Here is a 16,196-nt window from a genome sequence, read left to right as displayed (position 1 = left end):
GAATATGTCACTTGCGACATGACATGCCGCAGAGAGACAGGCAGGACAACTCATCATTCATCATCATACTATCGGGAGGAATCAATTCGATGAAAAAAACAGTACGAAGTTTATGTAGCACGGCTCTGGCCCTTACGCTAGGGTTCACCTTATTATCTGGACCTGCGAGTGTGCAGGCAGCGGGCAACGCGGATTACAATCTGACCGGTTTCTCCCAAGGGAACACAGGCGGCGGAATCATCAATGAGTCGAGCACGTCCACGTATAAAAAAGTGTATAATGCCACCGACCTGGCGCTGGCTCTGAAAAAGAACTCCGGTGTCAAAGTCGTTGAAATTATGAACGACCTCAACTTGGGATGGAACGAGATTCCTAGCGCGGCACAGACTGCACCTTTTGCCAAGCATAACGATGCATTGACACATCCGGTATTGAAGCAGACGGGTGTCAGCAAAATTACGGTGGACGGCTTCAATGGACTCACCATTTTCTCGGCCAATGGCTCTAAGATCAAACACGCTGCTATCACGGTGAAACGAAGCTCCAACGTGATTATTCGTAACCTGGAATTCGATGAGCTCTGGGAATGGGATGAATCGACCAAAGGGGATTATGACAAAAACGATTGGGATTACATTACTCTGGAGGACAGTAGCGGTGTGTGGATCGATCACTGCACGTTTAACAAAGCCTATGACGGACTCGTCGATTCGAAAAAGGGAACTAGCGGTGTAACCATCTCCTGGTCCACTTTCAAAGGGGATGACGGTAGTGCGAACAGCTGGGTTACCCGTCAGATTAACGAATTGGAAGCCAATAAATCTTCCTATCCAATGTATAACCATCTGCGTAGCAGTGCGGTCGGTTTAAGCAAAGAAGATATCATTGCTATCGCTGGACCGCAGAAAAAAGGGCATCTCGTCGGTGCGACCAGTCTAGAGTCGGCTAACGCTAACCTGTCGATTACTCTGCATCATAACCTATATAAAGACATTCAGGATCGCATGCCTCGTCTGCGTGGTGGTAATGCCCACGCCTATAACATCATCATGGATGCTTCAGATGCCCGTTCAGCTCAAGCGCGCATTACTAACGCTATGGCCACAGCCATTGCATCTAAAGGCTACAAATTCGGTATTACCAGCAATGGGGCTATCTCAACCGAAAGCGGCGCAGTGTTAGTTGAAAAATCAGTAATCAAGGATGTGCAGTATCCTGTACGCAACAATCAGACAGATCCGACCAACGCCACATACACCGGAAAAATCAGTGTGCTCGATACGATTTACTCTCTGGATGGAAGTTCCTTCCGTGGTAATAGTGACACAGCAGGTAGTCCACTTGCACCTGTTCCGGCTGTCATCAAACCGTTCTCGTGGAATGGTTTTGGTTCCCTTCCATACAGCTACCAGACAGATGATCCATCTACACTGAATGCACGTCTCACTGCTTCCAACGGTGCAGGAGCAGGAAAGTTAACTTGGTCTAAAGACAATTGGCTGAAGACAAGCTATTGAGTGAAGTGCTCCGTACAATCTAACGATTAAAAATAAGTAAAAAAAACAAGCGACCCTGCAGTTGTTGCGGGGGCGCTTGTTTTTAATGTTACTTGTCCATGTTACTTGCCTCAGCTCCAAATGCCTACAATTTACTGTCATGGCTTAAAGGCTTTATGTTCAGTGGTCTTCTGCTTCATAATTATTGTGTCGTTGTTGTCACTTGAGGCTGGGTCTCTGGTGCAACACTTACTGATTCACGATAGATGATATTGCCCTTTACATGGACGCGACCGAAGCTACGGTTCGGGTTGTCAATCTTTTTGAGCATGGATTGAACAGCCGTCCGTGCCATCTGTTCGATATCTACCTCAACTGTGGTGAGTTTAGGTTCAGACAGCATGGCGTAGATATCATTGTCGAACCCAACGACAGAGCATTGGGCCGGCACTTGAATACCCAGCGAAGTCAGCTTCTGCACGAGCAGATGAGCAACCTGATCACAGTTGCAGACAAATGCGGTGGGAAGCTGTTCTGGTAGATTGATCTCGATAAACGTACCTCGTTCATCCCGATCATTAAGCACCAAATCCGGATTCATGGGCATCCGGTGCTCAAGCAATGATTTGTAATAACCAAGAAAACGATCCTGAATGCTGCTTGTCGAATACAGATTACCTACATAAGCAATACTGCGGTGTCCCTGCTGGATCAGATAGTTTGTCATTTCATACGCGGCATAGAAGTTGTCCGTCACAACAGAATCGATATCGGAATGTTCATCGTAGAAATCGAGGAACATCTTAGGTACGTCCATCGACTGCACCAATTCAATATACTCCTTGCTGACCTGACCCAGCACAATGAAGCCGTCAACCTTGCTGTCACTGTACAGTTTGGGCAGGGATAGCTCCTCTTCATCCTCACTGTTCAAAATATGAAGAATACCGTAATATCCCTGTTCCTCCAGATGTTTGGTAATGCGTTGGAACACGCGTACATAGAACGATTGCGTAGGACCGGTAAACCGCTCCGGGATAATTACACCAACATTATGAGTTAAGCCTTCCTTCATTGAACGGGCTGTGGCGTTATACCGATAACCCATCTGGACGGCAAGTTGTTTAATCTTTTCCTTTAATTCGCCACTGACGCCTTCTTTGTCATTCAACGCTTTCGAGACGGTCACACTGCTGACCCCGAGCCTGTCGGCGATATCCCGCATGGTGATATTGTTCTTCAGCTTTGGTCGCCTCCTTCAAGCCGGTTTAGGTACAATGTGCTGTCATTATGATGAGCGCGTTCTTCCAACATAACAACAATCCATATTAGTATACATCGTTACCAACCTGGAATAAAGCCATTCCGGGTCTCACATCACTATTTTTCGCAAGTCCCGGAAGGTTGGACAAGGTTGATTGAGCGATGTTAGTTTCATTGATTTTGCAATAAACGTTCGTTCTGCTCAATCAGGTTTCCACGCTGGCTGGAACAGTCCAGGGAACGATAAGGGTCAGCAGGAGTATTAAACGTGTAATCCACCAATTGCTCCAGCGTGGTTGTGGCAACATGACAGCGTGTATCACTGGATGCATAGTAGATAAAGACTTCACCCTTCTCATTAACCACGGCACCGTTGCAAAAAATAACATTGGATACATCGCCTACGCGCTCGTCATCATAAGGTGCAAGGAAGTGCCCGCCCGGCTTGGCGATGATGCGTGCCGGATCATGCAGATCGGTGGCGAAGGTGTACAGTACGTACCTAAGACCTGCTGCGGTGTTCCGTACGCCGTGGGCAATATGAATCCAGCCACGGTCTGTTTTGATCGGGGCAGGGCCTTGACCATTTTTCACCTCATACACCGTGTGGTATTTCCGTTCATCTATAATGATCTCTTCGTGAATAACCGGATTCAGGATATCCTCGCACAGACCGAAGGCAATACCGCCACCGCTGCCTGTGGAGATAAATCCATCCTGCGGACGTGTGTAGAAAGCATATTTACCATCGACAAACTCGGGATGCAGCACCACATTCCGTTGCTGCGGGGAGTTCGTCGTAATATTCGGAAGGCGTTCCCAACGGGTCAGGTCACGTGTGCGAACCAGACCCGCCTGTGCAACAGCGCTGGAGGTGTCGAAGGCAGGCGCATCCGGGTCTTTGCGTTCCGAGCAATAGATGCCGTAGATCCAGCCGTCTTCATGCTGAACCAGACGCATGTCATATTGATTGGTTTCCGCTGCATCGATATCGTCCCAGACAAGCGGTTTGCGGGTGAAGCGGAATCCGTCTACGCCGTTGTCGCTCTCTGCAAGGGCAAAGATCGATTTCCGATCCAGTCCTTCCGTGCGTACGACCATAATGTATTTTCCGTTGTGATAGATTGCTCCCGGGTTGAGTGTTGCGTTAATGCCCAGACGCTCCATGAAATACGGATTCGTTGTTTCGTTTAGATCAAATCTCCAGTGCAGTGGCACATGATGGCGTGTAATGACCGGATACCGATAACGCTGGTAAACGCCATTGTAGAAGGAAGAATCCACCTCATTTTGACGTGACAAAAGCTGCTCCTGCTGTTCCAGTAACGATTTGTATTTTGGGTGTATCATGCTTATCCCATCCTCTCCATGAGTTCAATGCAAAATCGGCTGTTATGATACGGACATTTCCACGGGCCGGCCATTTCATGATGATCAGGTGTGCCATTTTCGTCCACAGCCCAGTACCACTCACCGCCTGGCCGGGAATCCACGATATGCGTTCGCGTATAATTCCACAACCGTTCGACCGTTTCCAGAAATTTAGAATCCCTAGTGCGCTGATAGGCGTTATAGAAACCAACCATCGCTTCCGCTTGCACCCACCAGATACGCGTGGTATCCACATGGTTGCCTTCCTGTTCATTCATAAGTGAACCATCCGCTTGTACGGCCGCGCTCAGGATGTTGTAGGCGATATCCGTGACCATGGCGGCATATTGCGGGTGATGTTCAAGTCCCAGTACCTTGAGAGCATCGTCAATCAGCCAGCTTGCTTCGATGTCATGTCCGAACGAGCGCAGATCAATGATGGATTCCCACTTTTTGTTGAAAAAAACCCCGAGGAACCTGGTGTTCTTGTCATATACCCGTTCATACAGAATTCCGAGCAGTCGCTCAAGGGATGCTTTTACTTGTGGGTCCGGCCACACCCTGTATAGGGTGGTATAGGCTTCCAGCACATGAATATGCGTATTCATCGTGTAATCCGCAATGACCCCGTTTTCACTCAGCATTTCATTGGGCTGTTCATTCCAGAAGCGATCAAACTGCTCTTTATAAGCAGGCGCTTCTGTGTTGAAGCCTTTGCTCTCTATCAGCGCAAAAAGCGTTTTCGCAAGTGTTAGTGCAGAAGCATCATCTGTTGCCCGGTAGTATTCGCTGAGCGCATATATGCCAAAGGACTGAGTATACACATGTTTGCTCGTATCCAGCGATTCACCAGTGGCATCCACCATCCAGTACATCCCTCCGTGCTCTCTGTCTATCAGGTGTCCAGTGAGAAAACGATAGGCGTGTTCAGCGTGCTCCCGCCAGATGTCCTCACCGGTTACCCGGTAGGCTGCGGAAAAAGACCAAAGCTGCCGTGCTGTAGCGATTCCGCCTTTGGGTGCCTGATGATTGATCTGCAGATCGTTGCCAACCCAGCCGTAGAATCCACCATGATCTTCATCTTTTAACTTAGACCAGAACGGCATAATCTTCGTCTTCCAATGCTCCGCAATTTCTGTTTGAAGCTGATTCATCTTATGAGTCATCCAGAGCGCTCCTTCATCCGTGCAAAATCATGTTTGATTAAATTAAGTTATCGGTAACCTTATAAAGTAATATTAGTTCTATAAAATTACCTTGTCAACGAAATATAACTTTCATTTTTTTGGTGAAGTAATAAATAATTCAATTGACACGTAAGCGTTACCATAATAAAATCTAATCTGTAACCTTAACGATAACTTAACGGAATCAAGAAAGGGGTCGGAAAAATGAGGAAAAATAAAGGCTGGATGATGCTGCTGACGATGCTGCTCATCACTTCGCTGCTTGCTGCGTGTTCATCGGGAGGTGGGTCTTCGCAGGCGGGGGAAGAGATTAGCACAGACCCGGCGGATATCAAGGGCGAAATTACCGTTTTGACGCAACGTACAGATATTGTTGATACCGTATTCAAGGACTATGCGGCCGAATTCAACAAGAAGTATCCGGATGTGAAAGTGAATTTTCAGGCCTTGGCTGATTATGAAGGGCAAGTGAAAATTCGGATGAGCACCAAAGACTACGGCGACGTACTTATGATTCCGACAAGTGTTCCAATCGCCGATATCCCGGACTTTTTCGAGCCACTTGGCACGTACGATGAACTGAAAGACAAATACACTGCCATTGAAGAGCGAATGGTGGATGGTCAGGTATACGGCATTCCAACCGTCATCACGTTCTCAGGCATTATTTATAACAAACAGGTCTTCAAAGACGCAGGCATCACTGAGCTTCCGAAGACACCGGAGCAATTCCAGGCATCACTTCAGAAGGTGAAAGACAATACGAATGCGATCCCGCTCTATACGAACTATGCATCCGGCTGGGCACTTACTCAATGGGAGGCCGACCTGCCAACGGTTGCAGGAAGTGTAGACTATGTTAACGTGGATCAACCGAATACGGATGAGAACTTTGTGCCAGGGAAGCCGCACTACGAGCTGTACAAAGTACTCTATGATGCAGCCAAGAACGGTCTGATCGAGAAGGATCCGACAACTACAGACTGGGAGAGTTCCAAGGCAGATCTGGCTAATGGCAAAATTGCAACGATGGCTCTCGGATCATGGGCGATTACACAGATTCAAGGCATGACAGATAAACCAGAAAATATTGGTTTCTTACCCTTCCCGACTAATGCTAGCGATGTAATCGTACCGCTGTCCGCGGATTACAACATCGGCATGAATGTGAACAGCGAGAACAAACCTGCGGCAAAAGCATGGATCGACTGGTTCCTGGCAAAATCCAACTATGCGGTTGAGCAAGGTGGAGGCATGAGTGCAGACAAGAGCGCAGAGCTTCCGCCGATTCTGGATCAGTATAAAGATGTAAAATTCTCTACTTTAACTCCGGCTAAAGAGGGGCAAGAGGGATTGATGGACAAAATCGATAACGAAGGCGAGATTGGCCTCTGGCAGCCTGACTTCAAGAAACGAATTATTGAAGCAGCTATCGGTAACCGAAGCGAATCGTATGATGACATCATGAAAGACCTGAATGATAAATGGGTAAAAGCCCGCGCAGAGGTTACGAAATAATAGGAAAAACGAGCGTTCATACAGCAGATGTGAGCAGATGAAGCAGATGTAATACGGGTGCCGGTAGTTGTCGGATTTTTGGGCCAGGTTCGCACGGGAGTTAAACCATCAAATGAATTGATTGTGGTGAAGACTTGTTAAACATGTGTATTTACTTGGCCCACCCTGCGGTTACATCCGCGGAGCGATACGGAGCGTGTATGAACCAAGGCGGCTGAACCGCTGGGAGGTGTGGGGAGCATGAAATACTGGAGAATTTCAAACTGGAGTTACTCAGCACAACGCATATTTATTATCTGTGCCTTCTCGATTATTCCGCTGGCACTGTTATTTACGTTTGCTTATTTGCCTGTCATTAACATGTTCAAATACAGCTTTACCGATTGGAATGGATACAGCAAAAGGTTCGACTATGTTGGATTTGATAATTACACACGGATTTTTAGCGATCCGGAATACTTTAAAGTGTTTATCGTCAGTTTGTATTATTTTGTGGCAACCTTTGTACAGATGGGTCTGGCCCTCTATTTTGCTACGATCCTCAGCTTCAAAATCCGGGGCAAAAATTTCTTTAAAGGCATTCTGTTCTTCCCTTACTTGCTGAATGGCGTGGCTATCGGTTTTATCTTCCTCTTTTTCTTCAAGCCGGACGGTACGCTTGATACGCTGATGCAGGCGATCGGACTGGGACAGTACACCCAGCTCTGGCTGGGTAACCCGAATATTATTAACGTATCCCTCGCGGGTGCATCGGTCTGGAGATATATGGGCTTTAACTTCATCATCTTCCTGGGTGCGATTTCTTCGATTCCGAAGGATGTGTATGAGGCTTCCGATATTGACGGTGCGAACCGCTGGCAACAATTTCGCCATATCATTTTGCCGAGTATTACCCGCATTCTGCAACTTAATCTGATCTTGGCCATAAGCGGCGCCATCAGTGCGTTCGATATTCCATATATTATGACCGACGGTTCCAACGGAAGTATGACCTTTGTTATTCAGACCGTTCACTTGGCATTTAAATACGGCAAATTGGGACTCGCATCAGCGATGGCTGTCGTGCTGCTTCTGATCGTAATTCTTGTAACGCTTGTGCAGCGTGTCAGCATGAAAGGAGAGGAATGAACGTGAACCAATTCAAATATACCATCGCCAGCATAATCAAATACGTTTCTCTGATTCTGGCGGCGTTCATTGCACTTTTGCCTATCGTAGTGATCCTGTTTGCGTCCCTGAAGACCAATGCCGAGTATGCCAATAGCAGTCCACTAGCCCCGCCCGCCAACTGGCTTAACTTTGCGAATTATGCCAAGGCATTTGTGGATGGCAACATGCTTGTCGGTTTCAAAAATACAATCATTATTCTAATCATATCCATCGTGGGTGCAACGTTGACGGGTTCCATGATTGCCTATGTACTGGACCGCTTCAAGTTCAAAGGCAAAAAAATTATGGTTGCCGCTTTCCTGCTGGCTACCCTGATTCCGAGCGTAACGACACAAGTTGCCACCTTCCAGATTATTAACGCCCTCGACCTGTTCAACACACGGTGGGCAGCTATCGTCATGTATCTGGGAACCGATATTATCGCGGTGTACATCTTCCTGCAATTTCTCGGTTCGATCTCCAGCGCGCTGGATGAATCGGCTATGCTGGACGGTGCTTCATACTTCACGATCTATTGGAGAATTATATTGCCTTTGTTGAAACCGGCGATTGTCACGGTCATTATCGTCAAAGGTGTCAACATTTACAACGATTTCTACACGCCATTCCTGTACATGCCAAAAACCGATCTGCAGGTAATATCCACCGCCCTGTTCAAGTTCAAGGGCCCCTTCGGATCACAGTGGGAGGTCATCAGTGCCGGGATTATGATTGCCATTATTCCAACGATGATTATTTTCCTGTTGCTTCAGAAATACATCTACAACGGTTTTGCGCAAGGTTCCGTGAAATGATTGCGTGAAACCTTTTTTGAAATCATTCAATTAGAAGGAGAAATGAGATATGACAGTCACTGAAACGAAAAAGGTACACATGGTTGGGGATGCTTTGCCAAATATGCCTTGGGAGGATAAGCCGGAAGGAACGGAAGGCCCGGTGTGGAGACACTCGGCTAATCCGGTGGTGCCACGTAATCCGGTGAAGGGAGTTGCCCGTATTTTTAACAGTGCAGTCGTTCCTTATGAGGGGAAATTCATCGGTGTATTCCGTGCCGAGACAGTCAATGGCCGTCCACACCTGCACATGGGTTCGAGTGAAGATGGGTTATCTTGGACGATAGAGGAGGAGCGCATCACTTTTGTAGACGAACAAGGCGAACCGTTTATGCCGAACTACGCATACGACCCGCGTCTGGTCAAAGTGGAAGATACCTATTACATCATCTGGTGTACCGATTTTTACGGTGCGGCCCTGGGTCTCGCCAAGACGGAGGACTTCAAAACGTTTGTCCGTCTTGAGAATCCGATGCTGCCATTCAATCGCAATGGTGTATTGTTTCCACGCAAAATCAACGATAACTACGTGATGTTATCCAGACCAAGTGACAGCGGACATACTCCGTTTGGAGACATCTTTCTGAGCGAAAGCCCGGATCTGGTGTACTGGGGCAAACATCGTCACGTCATGAGCAAAGGCGGTCAGGGCTGGTGGCAATCCGTAAAAATTGGCGGTGGCCCCGCTCCGATCGAGACGTCTGAAGGTTGGCTGATGTTCTACCACGGTGTAACCGGAACATGCAACGGTTTTGTGTACAGCATGGGTGCGGTGATTCTGGATCTGGATGAGCCGTCCAAAGTAAAATATCGTTCCTCCAACTTCGTGCTGACGCCGGAGAAATGGTATGAGGAGCAGGGCTTCGTTGATAATGTTGTCTTCCCATGTGCAACCCTGCATGATGCCGATACCGGACGAATTGCCATCTATTACGGCGCAGCCGATACCTATGTCGGTGTGGCCTACACAACGGTCCAAGAGATCGTGGACTATGTCAAAGAAACGGATGAAGTGATCGCTGGCGACCGCGAGGAAGGCAAACTATAATGGGGTTTTGCGCATCCAGAAATGACTAAATAAATTGAGTATAGATATGAAATGAAAAGGAAATATGCAGAGAATATGCAGTAAATTTGCTGCTATTCACCAAAAAAGCCCCTCATCCTATAGGAAGGGCTTTTTTGGCTATTTAATGGGCATACATATTATGTCGATTTTTGTTGACAAAAGGGAGGCTACTTCATATTCTTAATGAATATGAGAATCATTATCACGATAATGATCAGGTGAAGAATGAGAGAAGAGAGAAAAGGGGTTTGTATCTATGTTAGGACAACAACACAAACGTTCTACTACCCTTATGATGGTGACAACACTGTTGTTGCTGTTATTTATCGTGGGTTGCAGTAATAAAGAGAGCAGTTCGGCGTCTTCTTCTGCTTCGGGAGATCAGGCGTCTTCGGCGAAGTCGATTACGATGTCTTGGCCACGGGATATCGGTACAATGAATCCACATACGTACAATCCGTCCCAATTGTTTGCCCAATCCATGATCTATGAATCACTGGTGAGTTACCAGAAGGATGGTAAACTGGAACCGGCACTTGCTGAGTCATGGACCATCTCTGATGATGGCAAAGTATATACTTTCAAGTTGCGCCAAGGGGTGAATTTCTCCGATGGCACGCCTTTTAATGCTGAAATTGTGAAGAAGAATTTTGACTCCATCATGAAAAATAAAAAAACACATAGCTGGCTTGGCATCGTCAGTGTGCTGGACAAGACAGAGGTCGTGGATGACCATACGTTCCGTATGACTCTGACCGAGCCGTATTATCCTGTACTTCAGGATCTGTCCGTTGTTCGTCCGTTCCGCTTCCTGGGTGCGGCTGGATTCCCGGATGATGGGGATACATCCAAAGGCATCAAAGAGCCGGTAGGTACAGGCCCATGGATGCTGGCTGAATATAAGCAGGATGAGTATGCGGTCTTCAAACGTAACCCGAATTACTGGGGTACTGCACCGGCGTTCGATCAGATTACGGTCAAAATCATTCCTGATGCAGAGACCCGTGTGCTTGCTTTTGAAAAGGGCGATCTGGATCTGATTTACGGTGAAGGCGTGATTAGTCTGGATGCATTCCAGCAGCTGCGTGAGAACGATAAGTATGTAAGCGAACTGTCTGACCCTGTAGGTACTCGTGACCTGTTGCTTAACTCTTCGAATCCGAAGTTGTCTGATGTGAGAGTGCGGAAGGCACTTCAACAGGGCTTTAACAAAAAAGCGATGGTGGAAGGTGTCACATCGGGTCTGGAAGAACCGGCTGATACCGCATTGTCCAAAAACTATCCATATACCAATGTGGATCTGAAACCGATTGAATATAACGTAGAGCAATCCAAAGCATTGCTGGATGAAGCAGGCTGGAAGTTGCCGGCAGGCGGAACCGTGCGTGAGAAGGATGGACAGAAGCTGGAATTCGAATTGATTTTTGATAAAACCGATCCGATTCAGAAAGCGATGGGTGAAACCATTCAGGCCGAATGGAGCGAGCTGGGGGTTAAAGTAAACCTTACCGGACTTGAACTGACGGTACAGATTAAACGTCTGAAAGCCAATGATTTCGATCTATACTTCTGGTACAATTACGGGGCACCATACGATCCGCATTCCTTCATTAACGTCGTAGCAAGCCCGGGATTCGGAATCTCCGAGACACTTACTGCTTTGCCGATGAAAAAGGAACTGGACGAGCAGGTGCATGCAGCACTGTCTTCTACAGATGAGAAGAAACGTCAGGAACTGTATACATCCATCCTGACGACTTTACAGGACCAATCGGCGATTGTGCCGATCTCTTATGTGAAGAAAACAGCCGTATATCAGAAGAAAATTGCTAAATTTGTCTTCCCGGCCAATCGGGATGAAAGTCCGTTTGTGGGGATGCAGTTAAGCAATCCATAATCATAGTTGATGAACGTCAAAAACGTAGCAATGAACACGTAACACATCAGGCAACAAGAGCATGTGTGGCATGGTAAAAGGGGAGGAAAGTTTGGTGATCGGCTATATAGGTAAACGAATGATCGCGATCATTCCTATCGTTTTTATCGCTACACTTGTCACTTTTGGGCTAATCCATATTTCACCGGTCGATCCAGCCGAAGCGTATCTGACAGCAGCACATATTTATCCAACACCAGAACTGTTGGCGGAGAAGCGACATGAATTCGGTCTGGATCGGCCTTTGCTCACTCAGTATGTGGATACGTTGAAGAGGATGGCCCAGCTGGATTTTGGTACCTCGTATCTCACGAACAAACCGGTGATCGATGAGGTCAAGGACAAGTTCCCAGCTACAGCAGAACTGGCCTTGTGGAGCATTCTATTCTCTGCACTGGTGAGTATACCTCTCGGAATTTTGGCGGCGGTATACAAAAATAGCTGGATTGATATGGTGAGCCGGGCGATCTCTTATTTTGGTGCTTCCATTCCGCAGTTCTGGCTTGGTTACTTGCTTATTTTCTTTTTTGCCGTGAAACTAGACTGGCTTCCGGTTGAAGGGCGCGGCTCTTGGGAGAACCTGGTGCTGCCTACGCTTACGCTCTCTATGGTGATGATTGCGTTATACACCCGTATGTTGCGTACCAGTGTACTCGAACAATTACAGGAAGCATATGTGCAATACGCCAGAACCCGCGGCATACGTGAACGTGTTATCATGCTGAAACATGTGCTCAAAATTGCCATTACCCCGTTTATTACAGGAATGGGCATGACCATGGGCAGGCTGTTAACAGGAACAATTATTGTAGAGCAGGTCTTCTCATGGCCGGGTTTCGGGCGTTACTTTGTCGAAGCCATCTTCAACCGAGATATTCCCGTGATCCAATGTTATGTCTTTATTTCGGCGTGTCTGTTCATCGTGTGTAATCTAATCGTTGATCTGGTGCAGCTGTATATGGACCCGCGGATTTCGGCGAAAGGACGGGCAGAGCATTGATGAACCGATGGCGAACGATATTTCGAGGAAAAAAAATAATTTGGATTTGCGCTACGATCATGCTGCTTTTCTTCATCCTGGCATTATTGGCTCCATGGATCGCACCGCATGATCCGGTCAAAGTGAATCTGTTACAGAAGTTAAAGGACCCTTCTGCCGAACACTGGCTCGGCACAGATCATCTGGGAAGGGACAATCTCTCCAGACTTCTCTATGGAGCGCGGGTTTCGATTGGATTTGCAACGATGATCTTCCTGTCGTCTTTGATTATCGGGCTTATTGTTGGATCGATCTCCGGTTATCTCGGTGGCTGGGTTGACAATGTGCTGATGCGTTTATGTGAAGGCATATTGGCATTTCCACAGCTGGTACTGGTGCTGGGCATCGTCGGGATCTTCGGTCCAGGTCTGATGCAGATTCTGCTGGCGCTCATGATGGTACAGTGGGTGCATTATGCGCGGATATGCCGAAACATGGTGGTTAGCTTGAAGGAACGGAACTTTATCGCAGCCGCTCGAATTAGTGGTTCCTCTACCTGGACGATCATCCGTAAACATATCATTCCGAATGTGCAACGTCCCATCGTGGTCATGGGCACACTGGAGATGGGCTGGGCGATTATGGATATCTCGGCACTGTCCTTCCTCGGACTTGGCATTCAGCCGCCTAATGCGGAGTGGGGAGCCATGATTCATGAAGGCACAGGGTATATTCGCAGTCATCCGGAGCTGATGATCTATCCGGGTGTGGCTATTCTGCTAGTGGTAATGACGTTTAATATTTTGGGAGAAGCCTTATCTGATCGTTACGGCATTTCCAAAAAGTAATGGTGAAAATAAACTGAACAAGGGGGGAATGTGACGATGGACAAGGCAGAGAATGTACTTGAAGTGCGTGATCTAGAGGTTAAGCTCAAGACAGCGAAGGGAGCCGTCCCGTTACTGGAACCTGTTCAGTTGAATTTGAAAAAGGGTCAGGTCTTCGGCCTTGTCGGTGAGAGTGGTTGCGGCAAAACGGTGACTTGTAATGCGCTACTGCGCTTGCTTCATCCCCGCAGAATGGAATCGTCAGGCAGTGTTCGTCTGAACGGACGGGAGCTTAGCAACTTATCTGAAGAAGAGATGCGGCGCATACGAGGGAGGGATATCGGATTTATTATGCAGAATCCGATGAATGCTTTTACCCCCGTATATACGATCGGCTCTCAATTCATTGAAACATTACGAACCCATACGAAGATGTCCAAAGCAGAGGCGCGGGAACAGGCCATTGCCGCGCTGGCTGATATGAAACTTCCAGACCCGGCAAAGTTGATGAAACGATATCCGTTCCAACTCAGCGGAGGTATGTTGCAGCGAGTGATGATTGCCGTTTCCATGTGTCTGCGGCCAGCTCTGGTGATTGCCGATGAGCCTACAACTGCGCTGGATGTCGTGAATCAGTTGAATGTGCTACGTGAATTGGATCGGCTTCGCAAGGAGCACGGTACATCCATTTTGCTCATCTCACATGATCTGGGTGTCATCTCACAGATGGCAGACGAAGTAGCAGTCATGCAGAAGGGGCGGATTATCGAACAGGCAGATGTATACCAATTGTTCGATCATCCACAGCATGAGTATACGCGGATGTTATTGAGTGCTCGGCCGAAACTGTCCATCGGTCGCTAAAGGTGAGAAGATGTGGAGTAGTGCGGAACTGTCTGGATACGTACTATTGAAACGAAGGAAGGGGGGCGGAGAACCGGATGTTACAAGTACATGAAGTAAGTCATCGCTATGGCAAACGGAGCTGGCTGGATCGTTCGGAATCACGCCCTTCTGTTCTAGAAGATGTTTCACTCACGATTGAAGAAGGGGTTTGCCTTGGATTGCTCGGAACGAGTGGTGCAGGTAAAAGCACCTTGGGCAAAGTTATTCTTGGGCTGGAGAGACCCAGCCAAGGTCAGGTGTTATTTCAAGGCCAGGATATCTATCGAGCGGATAAAACGGTGCTCAAAGGGCTACGTCGTGACTTGCAAGTCGTTTTCCAAGACTGTTACTCCGCCGTGAATCCGATGATGACGGCCGCGCAGATTATTGGAGAGCCGCTGGACAATTACGAGCGCCTGTCTGCCAAGGAACAACAGCGCACGATTGAACAGCTGCTCGTGCAGGTCGGACTTACACCGCAGGATGCGGGCAAGCTTCCGCATCAGTTCAGCGGAGGGCAATTGCAACGGGTCAATATCGCCAGAGCCATTGCCCTTAAGCCGAAGTTAATCGTGCTGGATGAATCGATCAGCAGTCTGGATATGGTGCATCAGACACAAATTCTGTCTTTACTGGCAGATCTGCGAGCAACGTATGGGCTGTCCTATCTGTTTATCACGCATGACATTCGCGCCGCATTGACGATCTGCGACAGCATCGCCGTGATGGATCAGGGAAGGCTGGTCTATACCGGGGATGCCACGGATTCCATCTTGGAGTCGGATCAGCCTGCTGTCCGGCAGTTGGTGTCGTCGATTTTGCCTGAGCATCCGTCAGGGAGAATTGTGTTTGAATAGGTGTGAGAAACCAAAACCAATTTGAGTTACCAAAAGAACCAAGTCGAATGATCGGCCTGGTTCTTTTTTGTATGCATTGGATTCGGCTGGCGCTCAGTATTTTATTCTCTGGAAACCGTTCTAACCCTTCACCGCAAACTGATAAGATGAGGCAATAACCTCAACATAACTGTCATATCCGGCGACAAGATAATGCTTCAGATCAAGCCGGTTTCGGGGATCAAATAGTGTTCTTTTCTCCTCTAGAATGGGTGAATCTACGACCTGATAAAAGCCGGGATCGGGATGATACCTGCTCGTCTCCCAGAAGGCGAGCACATCGTCTTGCTGGCTAATCCCTTCAACCTGACCTGCATGTAGCTCGAAGAAATTAACCGTGATGCAGCGCAGTTCAGCAACGGTGTCGAAAGTGAGTTCGATTTCTCGATAATGATCTAGAGGCACATCCCCACGCGTTTGCACATCTACACGTAAAGTGACACCTCCGGATTCGGTATAGATGGCCTTCAGATCGGTTGTGGAGATGCGAAAATCTACTTTTTCAGGTATCAGTACAATGCTCATGGTCGTTCCTCCTATGTAAATGTTCAAGTACCCTCACAATCTGTCGTTCCATTATATCATTGTCTACAGAGGGATCGGAAAGGAACGAATGGTACGGGGGGAATCGCAGTCATATTGCAACCGTGGGATGAATGCACTTGTGATACGTCTCTGCCTCAGTAAGCCCCCCCTTGCAGGCCGTTCATCTGCAACGTATGATGAATAGAAATCCTGTACGGAACGGCCAGACAGAAGGGAGGGT

14 protein-coding genes are annotated in these 16,196 nt (G+C 47.8%); 10 read left to right on the top strand and 4 right to left on the bottom strand.

The window, feature by feature from the left end; genetic code table 11:
• Positions 1 to 89: 89 nt before the first annotated feature.
• Positions 90 to 1,517 (top strand): pectate lyase family protein, encoded by a 1,428-nt coding sequence (locus tag ACT89M_RS27105; protein WP_154890053.1) that lies wholly within the window; start codon positions 90 to 92, stop codon positions 1,515 to 1,517.
• A gap of 181 nt (positions 1,518 to 1,698) precedes the next feature.
• Here ACT89M_RS27105 and ACT89M_RS27100 read toward each other — a convergent pair whose 3' ends face one another.
• The 3 genes from ACT89M_RS27100 to ACT89M_RS27090 form a co-directional block, all read right to left on the bottom strand.
• Positions 1,699 to 2,721, bottom strand: a complete 1,023-nt coding sequence (locus ACT89M_RS27100; protein ID WP_154890055.1) for a LacI family DNA-binding transcriptional regulator — start codon at positions 2,719 to 2,721, stop codon at positions 1,699 to 1,701.
• Between the two features lie 209 nt (positions 2,722 to 2,930).
• A complete protein-coding gene (locus tag ACT89M_RS27095) occupies positions 2,931 to 4,109 on the bottom strand; it encodes a glycoside hydrolase family 130 protein (protein WP_487344944.1) in 1,179 nt (392 codons plus the stop codon).
• 2 nt (positions 4,110 to 4,111) lie between these two features.
• Positions 4,112 to 5,284: an AGE family epimerase/isomerase gene (locus ACT89M_RS27090; protein WP_487345326.1), complete on the bottom strand. Its 1,173-nt coding sequence runs from the start codon at positions 5,282 to 5,284 to the stop codon at positions 4,112 to 4,114.
• 237 nt (positions 5,285 to 5,521) lie between these two features.
• Between ACT89M_RS27090 and ACT89M_RS27085 the strand changes: the two genes are divergently transcribed.
• The 9 genes from ACT89M_RS27085 (at position 5,522) to nikE (ending at position 15,391) form a co-directional block, all read left to right on the top strand.
• A complete protein-coding gene (locus tag ACT89M_RS27085) occupies positions 5,522 to 6,835 on the top strand; it encodes an ABC transporter substrate-binding protein (protein WP_487344943.1) in 1,314 nt (437 codons plus the stop codon).
• Between the two features lie 240 nt (positions 6,836 to 7,075).
• Positions 7,076 to 7,963 (top strand): carbohydrate ABC transporter permease, encoded by an 888-nt coding sequence (locus tag ACT89M_RS27080; RefSeq protein WP_154890059.1) that lies wholly within the window; start codon positions 7,076 to 7,078, stop codon positions 7,961 to 7,963.
• Positions 7,960 to 8,799: a carbohydrate ABC transporter permease gene (locus tag ACT89M_RS27075; RefSeq protein ID WP_090921587.1), complete on the top strand. Its 840-nt coding sequence runs from the start codon at positions 7,960 to 7,962 to the stop codon at positions 8,797 to 8,799. The genes ACT89M_RS27080 and ACT89M_RS27075 overlap by 4 nt, the downstream gene beginning before the upstream one ends.
• Before the next feature lie 49 nt (positions 8,800 to 8,848).
• On the top strand, positions 8,849 to 9,886 hold the full coding sequence (locus tag ACT89M_RS27070) for a glycoside hydrolase family 130 protein (protein ID WP_090921591.1): 1,038 nt from the start codon (positions 8,849 to 8,851) through the stop codon (positions 9,884 to 9,886).
• A gap of 277 nt (positions 9,887 to 10,163) precedes the next feature.
• A complete protein-coding gene (gene nikA, locus ACT89M_RS27065) occupies positions 10,164 to 11,804 on the top strand; it encodes a nickel ABC transporter substrate-binding protein (RefSeq protein WP_221786707.1) in 1,641 nt (546 codons plus the stop codon).
• Positions 11,805 to 11,898: 94 nt separating this feature from the next.
• Positions 11,899 to 12,843: a nickel ABC transporter permease subunit NikB gene (nikB, locus tag ACT89M_RS27060; RefSeq protein ID WP_090921753.1), complete on the top strand. Its 945-nt coding sequence runs from the start codon at positions 11,899 to 11,901 to the stop codon at positions 12,841 to 12,843.
• Positions 12,843 to 13,670 (top strand): nickel ABC transporter permease subunit NikC, encoded by an 828-nt coding sequence (nikC, locus tag ACT89M_RS27055; RefSeq protein WP_373323237.1) that lies wholly within the window; start codon positions 12,843 to 12,845, stop codon positions 13,668 to 13,670. The genes nikB and nikC overlap by 1 nt, the downstream gene beginning before the upstream one ends.
• Positions 13,671 to 13,706: 36 nt before the next feature.
• Entirely contained in the window at positions 13,707 to 14,513 is an 807-nt protein-coding gene (nikD, locus tag ACT89M_RS27050) for a nickel import ATP-binding protein NikD (RefSeq protein ID WP_221786704.1), read from the top strand.
• Between the two features lie 77 nt (positions 14,514 to 14,590).
• Complete coding sequence (gene nikE / locus ACT89M_RS27045) at positions 14,591 to 15,391, top strand: nickel import ATP-binding protein NikE (RefSeq protein WP_221786702.1); 801 nt, start codon at positions 14,591 to 14,593, stop codon at positions 15,389 to 15,391.
• Between the two features lie 120 nt (positions 15,392 to 15,511).
• Here nikE and ACT89M_RS27040 read toward each other — a convergent pair whose 3' ends face one another.
• The gene (locus ACT89M_RS27040) at positions 15,512 to 15,955 is read right to left on the bottom strand and encodes a hypothetical protein (protein ID WP_260510670.1); all 444 of its coding nucleotides are present in this window, start codon (positions 15,953 to 15,955) and stop codon (positions 15,512 to 15,514) included.
• Positions 15,956 to 16,196 lie beyond the last annotated feature (241 nt).

Source organism: Paenibacillus sp. NN59 (assembly GCF_057597225.1).
This window is presented reverse-complemented; position numbering and strand designations above follow the sequence as displayed.

Coding starts and splice junctions, on each gene's coding strand:
- ACT89M_RS27105 (WP_154890053.1), top strand. CDS start 90: ATGAAAAAAACAGTACGAAGTTTATGTAGCACGGCTCTGGCCCTTACG.
- ACT89M_RS27100 (WP_154890055.1), bottom strand. CDS start 2,721: ATGCGGGATATCGCCGACAGGCTCGGGGTCAGCAGTGTGACCGTCTCG.
- ACT89M_RS27095 (WP_487344944.1), bottom strand. CDS start 4,109: ATGATACACCCAAAATACAAATCGTTACTGGAACAGCAGGAGCAGCTT.
- ACT89M_RS27090 (WP_487345326.1), bottom strand. CDS start 5,284: ATGAATCAGCTTCAAACAGAAATTGCGGAGCATTGGAAGACGAAGATT.
- ACT89M_RS27085 (WP_487344943.1), top strand. CDS start 5,522: ATGAGGAAAAATAAAGGCTGGATGATGCTGCTGACGATGCTGCTCATC.
- ACT89M_RS27080 (WP_154890059.1), top strand. CDS start 7,076: ATGAAATACTGGAGAATTTCAAACTGGAGTTACTCAGCACAACGCATA.
- ACT89M_RS27075 (WP_090921587.1), top strand. CDS start 7,960: ATGAACGTGAACCAATTCAAATATACCATCGCCAGCATAATCAAATAC.
- ACT89M_RS27070 (WP_090921591.1), top strand. CDS start 8,849: ATGACAGTCACTGAAACGAAAAAGGTACACATGGTTGGGGATGCTTTG.
- nikA (WP_221786707.1), top strand. CDS start 10,164: ATGTTAGGACAACAACACAAACGTTCTACTACCCTTATGATGGTGACA.
- nikC (WP_373323237.1), top strand. CDS start 12,843: ATGAACCGATGGCGAACGATATTTCGAGGAAAAAAAATAATTTGGATT.
- nikD (WP_221786704.1), top strand. CDS start 13,707: ATGGACAAGGCAGAGAATGTACTTGAAGTGCGTGATCTAGAGGTTAAG.
- nikE (WP_221786702.1), top strand. CDS start 14,591: ATGTTACAAGTACATGAAGTAAGTCATCGCTATGGCAAACGGAGCTGG.
- ACT89M_RS27040 (WP_260510670.1), bottom strand. CDS start 15,955: ATGAGCATTGTACTGATACCTGAAAAAGTAGATTTTCGCATCTCCACA.